The organism is Planktothrix sp., assembly GCF_046067725.1.
In the GTDB taxonomy this organism is placed as follows: domain Bacteria; phylum Cyanobacteriota; class Cyanobacteriia; order Cyanobacteriales; family Microcoleaceae; genus Planktothrix.
Genome location: NZ_JBJUDF010000343.1, coordinates 1 through 10,915 on the forward strand (window position 1 = coordinate 1; position 10,915 = coordinate 10,915).

A 10,915-nucleotide genomic window follows, 5' to 3' on the forward strand; every position below is an offset into this window, starting at 1 on the left:
AATAAATCTGTTACGGAAAAAATCGGTAATTTTACGTTTCCAGCTATTGATGAAAATGCGATCGCTTTAAAGACTTTACCGGAAACTAACTTAGTTGAACCGAGTTTAAGTAAAGAGTTAGGAAAAATAGCACAATTTCCGATAGTAATTACTTCAAATATTGCTCAAATAACACCTGAAACCTTACCCTCAAATCCTGAAGTTCCACCTCCACTACCGCCACAACCTGAACTTCCTCCCGCTATTCCTATTCCAACCACGCCCGCACAAGCTGAACCCGAAGTATTAGTCGCAGAAATAGCAGTCAGTGGAACCGAAAATACAACATTAATTGATAAAGTTTATAGTGTTATTTCTACCCAACCCGGACGAACAACAACCCGTTCTCAATTGCAAAAAGATATTAACGCAATTTTTGCAACCGGGTTATTCCGAAATGTTAAAGCAGTTCCCGAAGATACTCCCCTCGGCGTGCGAGTCACCTTTGAAGTGGAAGAAAACCCTCCTTTAAAACAAGTTGTGATTGAAGGAAATACGGTTTTACCCGAAGAAATTGTGAATGAAAGTTTCGCTGATCAATATAATCAAACCATTAACTTGAATCAAATTGAGGCTGGAATCAAAAAAATCAATCAATGGTATCAAGATAATGGCTATGTTTTAGCCCAGGTTGTTGCAGCACCAGAAGTGACACGAGAAGGTATTGTTACCTTAGAAGTTGCAGAAGGGATAATCGAAAATATTCAAGTTCGTTTTCTCAATAGTGATGGAGAAGCAACCGACGAAGAAGGAAAACCCATTGAAGGAACAACCAGAGATTTTATTATTACCCGTGAAATTGAATTAAAACCTGGGGATGTCTTTAATCAACAAACCGCACAACGAGATTTAGCCAGGGTTTTTGGATTAGGAATTTTTGAGGATGTGCGATTACAATTAGAACCCGGACGAGATAATCCTCGTGAAGCGACGGTGATTGTAAATGTAATTGAAAAAACTACGGGATCATTAGCCTTTGGAGGAGGAATTAGTTCGGCGGCTGGATTATTTGGAACCTTAAGTTATCAAGAACTGAACTTAGGGGGAAATAACCAACGCTTAGGCGTTGAATTAGAAGCAGGAAACCGAATTTTTCAAGTTGATGTTAGCTTTACAGATCCTTGGATTGCTGGAGATCCTTATCGAACATCTTATACCCTTAATGCCTTTAGAAGACGGACAATTTCTGTGGTTTTTGAAGATGGAGAACGAGAAGTTCGCTTAGAAAATGGTGATCGTCCCCGTGTGATTAGAACTGGAGGTGGGATTAGTTTTACTCGACCCTTTGCAGAAAATGTTTTTGCAGATCCAAATTGGATAGCATCTTTAGGATTTCAATATCAACGGGTGCAACTAACAGACGCCGATGGAGACATTACTCCGACCGATGAATTTGGCAATCAACTGAGTTATAGTGGCAGTGGAGAAGACGATTTATTTACCCTTCAATTTGGATTAGTTCGAGATCGTCGTAATAATAAACAACAGCCAACATCCGGGTATTTATTGCGATTTGGAACAGAACAATCGATTCCCATCGGTTCAGGAAGTATTTTAATGAATCGTTTGCGGGCGGGATATACATTTTATGTTCCCGTTAATTTCTTCACCAGATTTATTCCTAAAGGCCCTCAATCTTTTGCCTTTAATTTGCAAGCTGGAACTGTCATCGGAAATTTACCTCCTTATGAAGCTTTTCCATTAGGAGGAACCGCTTCCGTGCGCGGTTGGGAAGAAGGAGCGATCGCTTCCACCCGTAGTTTTGTGCAAGGATCAATTGAGTATCGTTTCCCCATTTTCTCCAATTTTATTGGCGGAGCACTTTTTGTGGATGCGGCGACGGACTTAAATTCCCAAGGAACAGTTCCTGGTTCGCCAGGGGGAGTTCGAGATAAACCCGGTTCAGGTTTTGGTTATGGTGCAGGTGTGCGCTTACAAACTCCCTTGGGGCCAGTGCGGGTTGATTATGGGATTAATAACAATGGGGATAGTCGAATTCATTTTGGTCTAGGAGAACGCTTCTAGGTTGGTGTTAAGCGTCCAATGTTACGATAAACTAAAATTCAGTTCATCCAACTGTTGAAAGACTATGATTTTGCCAGGTTCCGCCGTGCGAGTCACAAACCCCGTCGATATCTACTATGGTTTCCAAGGTCTCGTTCAACGAGTCAGCGACGGTAAAGTCGCCGTTCTATTTGAAGGAGGAAACTGGGACAAACTCGTCACCTTTAAACTCTCCGAATTAGAAGCAATTGATACCACTGCTGGACGAAAAGGCAAAAAATAAGTGAAGAGTGCAAAATAAATTACCGAGTTAAGAAAGGGAATAGGGAATTACGAATTACGAATTACGAATTACGAATGGGCAATAGGGAACAGGGAACAGAAATTTCTCCCCTCGCCCCTCTTCTCCCCCTGCTCCCCTTCCCCCCCTGCTCCCCCTGCTCCCCCACTCCCTATGCGTCTCCCCTTTCCTACCTTTTCAACCTCTCAACGTTCTCAGCAACATATCGCTGAAGTGATAGAAACGGCGACAACAGAATATTTAGCTCAATGTTTAGAACCGGAGGACTTGAGTTTTCCGGTTATGCCTGCTTTCGGAAGTTGGGTCAAATCAAAAGATGAAGAGTCAGGAAATCAGGTTTATGGAGTGGTTTATCATGCCACAACTAGCCCGATTGATTCCGTGCATCGAGCCAGGGCGCTAGGATTAACCTTAGAAGAATTGCGCGAACAGCAACCCCAAATTTTTGCCATGTTAAAAACCGAATTTCGGGTGGCTATTGTCGGGTTTGAGAGCATGAACCCAGAGCGATCGCAACCTGGTAAAATCTATCAATATATTCCGCCTCGTCCGCCGCAAATTCATCAAGCGGTGTATGAATGTCAACCGGATGAAATTGTTAATTTTAGTCAGGAATTAGATTTTTTAAGAACCTTATTAGATGTCAGTCATGCTCCGGTAGATTCTTTGGTAGCGGCGGCTGTTCGAGAAATTTATCACCTGAGAAAATTAGATCGAGCTTGGTTAATTGAAGCTGGACGCACCCTGAGTATTTTATTAAAAGATGATTACGATCGCTTGCGGATTATTCTCAAACAAATTCATCCTTGATCACCCGAAATAGCAGTAATTACCCTATGTATGGGTTAGCAACACCTTTTGACAGGTCTTTCTGTGAATGATATAATTAGGGAAATTATTCTGCATCGTCGCCCACAATAGGAAATTAAAATGACGATTTCAGACTATCAACAATGGATTAAAACAACCGTTAATAACTTACGAGAACGAAATTTTAATGAGATTGATTGGGATAATTTAATTGAAGAGTTAGAAAGTCTGGGAAAAAGTGATAAACGGGCGATGTTAAGTCTTTTAACCCGTTTATTAGAACATCTGCTAAAGTTATCCTATTGGGAAGTGGAAAAAGACCGTTCTGGTAATCATTGGGCTGCTGAAATTGTCAATTTTCGAGCTCAGATTCAACATCGTTTAGAAGATAGTCCTAGCTTAAAATCTGAACTCGAAACAATGTATGCGAAAGCCTATCCTGTCGCCGTAAAATCAGTTTCAAAGTTATTTCCATTACCCCAAAATGCTTCTATTTCCTTAGAACAAGCATTGGATGAAGATTGGTTTTTTGAGGATCAATCGGGAGATTCTGAGGTTTAAGGCTACCCACCCATTTAATTTTTTGTCCATTCCCACCCTAACGGTTCAAAACGTGCTATTATAGAAAGGTTGTCTAAAAATCACACATTCAGGGATTCGGGTGTTTCTAGGGTCTGTATCCCTAGCGAATACGCCTGAATGGAGGATTAACCCGAATTAGGAGTTATGACGAATGGCTGTTATTAGTTTGGCAGAAATGCTGGAGTCTGGAGTTCACTTTGGACATCAGACTCGCCGTTGGAACCCGAAAATGTCTCCTTACATCTACACGGAGCGTAACGGGGTTCATATTATTGATTTAGTTCAAACCGCAGAACTAATGGAGGAAGCTTATGATTATGTCAGAAGTTCCTCTGAACAAGGGAAAAAGTTTTTATTCGTGGGAACCAAACGCCAAGCCGCCGGAATTATTGCTCAAGAAGCGGCGCGTTGTGGCGGATATTATGTAAATCAACGTTGGTTGGGAGGAATGCTCACCAACTGGGCGACGATTAAAACCCGCGTTGAACGTCTAAAAACTTTAGAAGACCGAGAATCTAGTGGGTATTTCGATTATCTTCCTAAAAAAGAAGCGTCTGTTTTACGTCGAGAACTGACAAAATTACGCAAATATTTAGGTGGAATTAAAGCGATGCGTCGCGTTCCTGATGTGGTGATTTTAGTTGACCAACGTCGGGAATATAACGCCGTGATGGAATGTCGGAAATTAGATATTCCCATTGTGTCTTTATTAGATACCAATTGTGATCCTGATTTAGCCGATATTCATATTCCTGCTAATGATGATGCCATTCGTTCAATTAAATTGATTGTCGGTAAATTAGCCGATGCAATTTATGAAGGACGTCATGGTCAGTTGGATGGGGGTATGGCTGAATACGATGACGAGGTTTATGAAGACGAGTATGAAGATGATGAAGAAATCGAGGATCTCGATGATTTAGATTCCGATAGCGATTCGGAAGAGTAAAACAGTTCTCAGGAGTCTGCTTAAAGATTAAATCTTAAGGAAATAATCAAGAACTGACTCCTGAACTTCAATCATCCTTGATACAGTCGAAAATTAGATTCATTTGTTATAATTTTTTTGACAGATGGGTCATGGCGATCGGCAAATCTTAACGAAATCACACTAGGAAAAGATGGCGGAAATCTCAGCAAAACTGGTTAAGGAACTGCGCGATAAAACAGGCGCAGGAATGATGGACTGTAAAAAAGCCCTGGCAGAAAATGATGGAGATATGACTAAATCCATCGAATGGTTACGTCAAAAAGGGATTAGTTCTGCGGATAAAAAAAATTCTCGCAGTGCCACTGAAGGCTTAGTGGGAAGTTATATTCACACGGGCGGACGGGTTGGCGTCATGGTTGAAGTCAACTGTGAAACCGACTTTGTAGCACGTCGGGAAGAATTTAAAACATTAGTACAAAATATTGCCATGCAAATTGCGGCTTGTCCTAATGTGGAGTATATTGGCGTGGCGGATATTCCTGAATCAATTGTCGCTAAAGAAAAAGAAATTGAAATGAAGCGGGATGATTTAGGGAATAAACCCGACAATATTAAAGAAAAAATTGTTCAAGGTCGGATTGACAAACGCCTTCAAGAAATGGCTTTATTAGATCAACCTTACATCCGTGATCAAAATATTACGGTCGCTGAGTTGGTCAAACAAAGCATTGCTTTGTTAGGAGAAAATATTAAAATTCGTCGCTTTGCTCGTTTTGTTCTGGGTGAAGGATTGGAGAAAGAAGAGAAGAATTTTGCGGATGAAGTGGCAGAACAAATGGGCAAAGCCTAAAGTTTCTCCTCAAGTCAATGAGTAATGAAGACTCCGATCTGATAGGATTTCAATAGAAGATCGGAGTTCATTCATTCGTAATTCGTAATTCGTAATTCGTTTATGGCCGGATCAATCAATCGAATTGAGCAGGATATCGCAACGTTAGAAGAAGCGATCGCCAAATTGGCTCAGGAGTTTCATCAAGCTTATGAAGTGTATGTGATGACTCTAAGCCAAGGGGTTCGTCAACAGTTAATTTTGGCGAGTTATCACCTGTGTACTCAAACTTATCCTGAAGCGTTTTTACAATTATCGGTTTCAGAACGACAAAAGTTACAACAGGGACTTAGACATCTCGCTCAACAAATACAACTGGCACTGTGTCAATCTCTACAAACCCCAGTTGCTTTTGAAGTTGGCAATTTAGAAACCGAGGAAGAGGAGGAGCACTGTTCCCAGGACGATGAAGAAATACAGGGGGAATTAGAAACTCCTTTAGCGGTTTCTCCTAGTCCTCAACCGTTAACGCCTGAACGTTTATTGGCTTGGCAAGACCAGATTGAAACTGGCATGATTCAACTGTTGAATCGCTTATCCAAGGATGCCAATCTGTTGTTACAACGGTTTGGATTATTGCCGAAAAAATTACCGGAAGCGGTGTTGGAAGTGGCATCTAAGGCGGAAGCGTCTAGTGAAGCGGTGGCAGGGCCTCCGAATTTGCTTCAAATTATGATTGAGACAGAAGATGATGAAGATTCCCAAACTTCAATGGTCACGCGGTTAACGGCGATTCATCTGCGCTTGGGGGAAATTGAATTTGCGGATGCAACGGTGATGGCGCGGCGTCATCAACTGCGGCATTTATCAGGACAGTTGAGTAGTATTCGTCGGGACTATCAAAAAAAGTTACGCGAGAAGGCGGTTGTTCAAGCAGAATCAGCTTGGCGAGCGAGTTGGTATGAGGATTAAAAAAGGCTGTAATGCCGATAAATCAAGCTTTATTGAGTTTTATTGATTAAAAAGTCAAGGGCATGGGCGAAGCAGCCCCAGTAGCACTTTCCAAAATTTTAACACGGGCGATCAATTCGTGTCAACCTTATCAAAATTTTGTCTTGATTTCCCTGAAATCTGAGGAGAGTGGAAAACAGAGAAACGTCTATAATATCGATGGATAGGAGATTACTTTAATAAATTGTTTAAATAATCAACTTTAAAGCTAAAAGTGTTAAAGCTGCATTTGCTAAAATTCTAGCAAAATCGATTTATTATTGTCAACCCCCTCTATAATTGCCTGGAGTTACTGTTAGAAAGAATAGTGAGTTAAGCCGTTTAATCAACACAAGATCAAAGAAAAGAAAGGTTTGTTAACCTGACAATACTATAGATTATAATAAGCTGGGGTCAGTCTCAAAAATAGGGTAGCTAGGAATTGAAATTAAGATGAAATCTTATCAACCGGACTGGTGGAGATTGAGTAAAGCGTTAGCCGTTGAAGCAGAACGGGGTTTTACGAATTTGCAGGGAAGTCAATATCAGTTCCACGAATTTTTTTATGTGAGTTTAAAGGAACTCTTTGAGAACGCGCCGCCAGAGACTCAACAACGGTGTCAAGATTTGGCGGAAGAATTTTTACGCTATCCCGAATTAGACTTAGAAAACCGACAACATTTAATTGCAGATACCAGACGATTTTTGCTGCACTTACAGAGGCTGTTTGAATGTCGGAATAAGGTAGCGGAAATTCGATCAACGGAACAATATGACAAGCCTAATCAAAAATCGGTTCCGAAAACAACTGCAATTACGGAAAAAACGAAAGTTGTCAATTTATCCTTAGAACAATCCTTAGAAAAAATTATCGGCCCCCGAAATCGCGATCGCTTGGCAAAATTAGGAATTCTAACCGTATTTGATTTACTTTATTATTATCCGAGGGATCATATTGACTATGCAAAGCAAGTCAAAATCAAGGAACTGGAACCGGGGGAAACAGTCACCTTAATTGCTCAGGTGAAACGATGTAATTGTTTTAGTAGTCCGCGCAATAAAAAATTAACGATATTAGAATTAGTCTTAAGCGATCATACCGGACAACTTAAAATTAGTCGGTTTTATGCTGGAACTCGATATAGTAGTAAAGGTTGGCAACATCAACAAAAAGCCAATTATCCACCAGGGGCGGTGATTGCAGCATCCGGTTTAGTCAAACGAAATCAATATGGTTTAACCTTAGATAATCCAGAATTAGAAGTATTAGATCATGCGGGGGGTCAAATTGAATCCATGAAAATTGGGCGGCTTTTACCTGTGTATCCGCTATCAGAAGGAATTGGGGCGGATGTTCTGAGAAAATCCGTAATTGAAGTGTTACCCGCAGCGAAACAATTACAAGATGCTTTACCCCAAGGGTTATTAAATCAATATCAATTAATCGGCTTAAGTGCGGCGATTGAGAATATTCATTTTCCCCCTGACCGAGATTGGTTATCCGCCGCCAGACGACGGTTAGTATTTGATGAATTTTTCTATTTACAGTTAGGGTTATTAACCCGGAGACAACAGCAGAAACAAAATGAAACCAGTGCAATCTTAGCACCAACCGGAAAATTAATCGAGGAATTTTATCAAATTTTACCGTTTAAATTAACGAATGCTCAACAGCGAGTGATTCAGGAAATTCTCAAGGATTTGCAATCTTCTGAACCGATGAATCGATTAGTTCAAGGAGATGTGGGAGCGGGTAAAACCGTTGTAGCGGTGGTTGCTATGTTAGCAGCAATTCAAGCCGGATATCAAGCGGCATTAATGGCACCGACAGAAGTTTTAGCTGAACAACATTATCGAAAATTAGTCGAGTGGTTTAATTTAATGCACCTTCCGGTTGAATTATTAACCGGTTCCACAAAAGCAGTCAAACGCCGTCAAATTCATTCCCATTTAGAAACAGGAGAATTACCCGTTTTAGTGGGAACTCATGCCTTAATTCAAGATAAAGTTAATTTTCATCGCTTGGGATTAGTCGTTATAGATGAACAACATCGATTTGGCGTGCAACAACGGGCGAGATTACAACAAAAAGGAGAATCACCCCATGTTTTAACCATGACCGCGACCCCGATTCCCCGAACTTTAGCGTTAACGTTACATGGAGATTTAGATGTCAGCCAAATTGATGAACTTCCCCCCGGTCGTCAACCGATTCAAACCACAATATTAACGGGAAAACAACGACAGGAAGCTTATGATTTAATTCGGCGGGAAGTTGCTAAGGGTAGACAAGTGTATGTAGTCTTACCCTTAATTGAAGAATCAGAAAAGTTAGATGTCAAATCTGCGGTCGAAGAGCATCATAAATTACAGTCTAAAATTTTTCCTGAGTTTAAAATCGGATTGTTACATGGTCGCATGAGTAGTGCGGAAAAGGATGAAGCGATTACTCAATTTCGAGACAAGGAAACCCAAATTTTAGTTTCAACAACGGTAGTAGAAGTGGGGGTTGATGTTCCCAATACAACGGTGATGTTAATTGAAAATGCCGAACGATTTGGATTATCCCAAATTCATCAATTAAGGGGGAGAGTGGGTCGAGGCAAAGATAAATCCTATTGTTTATTAATGTTAGGAGGTTCAACACCGGACGCCCGACAACGGTTACAAGTTTTAGAACAATCTCAGGATGGGTTTTTGATTGCAGAAATGGATTTACAATTGCGGGGGCCCGGACAAGTTTTAGGCACTCGTCAATCAGGTTTACCGGATTTTGCCTTAGCCAGTTTAGTGGAGGATCAAGAAGTGCTACAATTAGCGAGGGAAGCCGCACAAAAAGTTTTAGAAAAAGATGGAACCTTACACAGTTGGCCATTAATGCGAGAAGAATTAAATCGTCGTTATCTTAAAATGATGGGAGGTAGTATTTTAACTTAATTAAATAGAGTATTAGATTAAAACAGTACACTTTTTCTATTGCCTATTGCCTATTGCCCATTGCCCATTCGTCGTAATTCGTAATTCCCTATTCCCTGTTTCCCAAAATGAACATAGTATTAACCAATGATGATGGCATTGATGCACCCGGAATTCGAGCGTTAGGAAAGGCAATTTCCGGGGATAAACTTTTGATCGCTCCCAATAAAGAATATTCTCAATGTGGTCATCAAGTGACCACCCACCAAGGAATTTATGTTGAAAAACGCTCTGAAATTGAATATGCAATTGGAGGAACTCCGGCTGATTGTATTCGGTTAGCGGTGTCTCATCTTTGCCCGGATTTAAGTTGGGTGATTTCAGGAATTAATCCAGGGGGAAATATGGGGGTTGATGTTTATATTTCGGGGACGGTAGCGGCGGTTCGGGAAGCGGCAATTCACGGAATTCCGGCGATCGCATTATCCCAATATCGAAAAGGTGGAAAACCCGTGAACTGGAAAACCACAACCCGTTGGGCTAATTTAGTCTTAGAAGAATTAATGAAACATCCGCCGCAACCGGGTACATTTTGGAATGTAAATTTTCCCTATTTGCAACCAGAAGACCCTGACCCCGAAATTGTTTATTGTAAACTCGGAACCCAACCTTTACCGATTAATTATAGGCAGGAGGGAGATCATTTTTATTATCACGGAAACTATTGCGATCGCATCTATGAAGAAGGAACGGATGTAGAGGCGTGTTTTCGAGGAAAAATAGCTGTAACATTAATTAAATTGTAAAACAGGAAACAGGGAATCAGGAATCCGAAATCAGGATCAAGTTAGAGCGAACCTATCTGGGCAGGAGAATGATTAAGGGAATTGGAAATTTTGTTGATTTTCAGATATTTCCTATATTATATATTTTTTAGATTTTTCACCTGTCTTCTGAGTTTTATAGAGTAGAGATTAACCAACTTCTCTTCCTACTCCAAAGTGTGAGAAGTGTGGCAAAAGTTAAGGAATATTTTATCTATTAAACTCATTATTATCTCACAAAAATGCTTAAACTATGGTTAGTAAAACACCGCTAACCCTGGGAATGATTGAAGCCCCCGCCACCGGACTCTATGATACAGAAGGTAAAAACTGGACTTCTTTATATAGAAATCGTTCCTTAATTAGTAAGCAAGTTTTGATACCCGACTTACAAGCCGGAGGATTTGATGCCCATTTGGTTAATCTCAGAGATGAGAATTATAGTGAAATTACCTGTCTCTATTTGACTGGGCTAGATACGAGAATCCCACTCCTTAGCGTAGCGTAGGGGTGGGAGTGTCAACAAGCGGCTTTAGAAAAATCAGGTGAACGGCTTCAAGAATTTGTCAAGAAAAGTAAACAGGGAGATTTGTTTCAAGGGATTACCGATAAAATTGTCAGTGATGAAAGTTGGGATCAAATTGCCGAAAGTTTAGCTCGGTTAATCGCTATTTATCAGGAAGAATTGG

Annotated in this window: 10 protein-coding genes; all 10 read left to right on the forward strand. The window is 40.6% G+C overall.

The annotated features are described in order from the left end of the window. Positions 1-2,064 (forward strand): BamA/TamA family outer membrane protein (locus ACKPEB_RS21320; protein WP_408967025.1); only part of this gene is annotated, 2,064 nt, incomplete at its 5' end. 64 nt (positions 2,065-2,128) lie between these two features. Further along, positions 2,129-2,326 carry an NAD(P)H dehydrogenase subunit NdhS gene (locus ACKPEB_RS21325; protein ID WP_072720496.1) on the forward strand — a complete coding sequence of 66 codons (198 nt, stop codon included), beginning with the start codon at positions 2,129-2,131 and terminating at the stop codon, positions 2,324-2,326. A gap of 171 nt (positions 2,327-2,497) precedes the next feature. Next, positions 2,498-3,154, forward strand: coding sequence for an HAS-barrel domain-containing protein (locus tag ACKPEB_RS21330; protein WP_408967026.1), 657 nt, complete (start codon positions 2,498-2,500; stop codon positions 3,152-3,154). Between the two features lie 120 nt (positions 3,155-3,274). Continuing rightward, a complete protein-coding gene (locus tag ACKPEB_RS21335) occupies positions 3,275-3,715 on the forward strand; it encodes a DUF29 domain-containing protein (RefSeq protein ID WP_408967027.1) in 441 nt (146 codons plus the stop codon). Between the two features lie 172 nt (positions 3,716-3,887). Next, the gene (gene rpsB, locus ACKPEB_RS21340) at positions 3,888-4,685 is read left to right on the forward strand and encodes a 30S ribosomal protein S2 (RefSeq protein WP_408967028.1); all 798 of its coding nucleotides are present in this window, start codon (positions 3,888-3,890) and stop codon (positions 4,683-4,685) included. Between the two features lie 172 nt (positions 4,686-4,857). After that, positions 4,858-5,517, forward strand: coding sequence for a translation elongation factor Ts (gene tsf / locus ACKPEB_RS21345; protein ID WP_408967029.1), 660 nt, complete (start codon positions 4,858-4,860; stop codon positions 5,515-5,517). A gap of 102 nt (positions 5,518-5,619) precedes the next feature. Then, positions 5,620-6,468, forward strand: coding sequence for a hypothetical protein (locus ACKPEB_RS21350; protein WP_408967030.1), 849 nt, complete (start codon positions 5,620-5,622; stop codon positions 6,466-6,468). Between the two features lie 471 nt (positions 6,469-6,939). Continuing rightward, positions 6,940-9,423, forward strand: a complete 2,484-nt coding sequence (gene recG / locus ACKPEB_RS21355; RefSeq protein ID WP_408967031.1) for an ATP-dependent DNA helicase RecG — start codon at positions 6,940-6,942, stop codon at positions 9,421-9,423. Between the two features lie 107 nt (positions 9,424-9,530). After that, entirely contained in the window at positions 9,531-10,208 is a 678-nt protein-coding gene (surE, locus tag ACKPEB_RS21360; RefSeq protein ID WP_408967032.1) for a 5'/3'-nucleotidase SurE, read from the forward strand. Between the two features lie 271 nt (positions 10,209-10,479). After that, entirely contained in the window at positions 10,480-10,734 is a 255-nt protein-coding gene (locus tag ACKPEB_RS21365; protein ID WP_408967033.1) for a hypothetical protein, read from the forward strand. Positions 10,735-10,915: the final 181 nt, after the last annotated feature.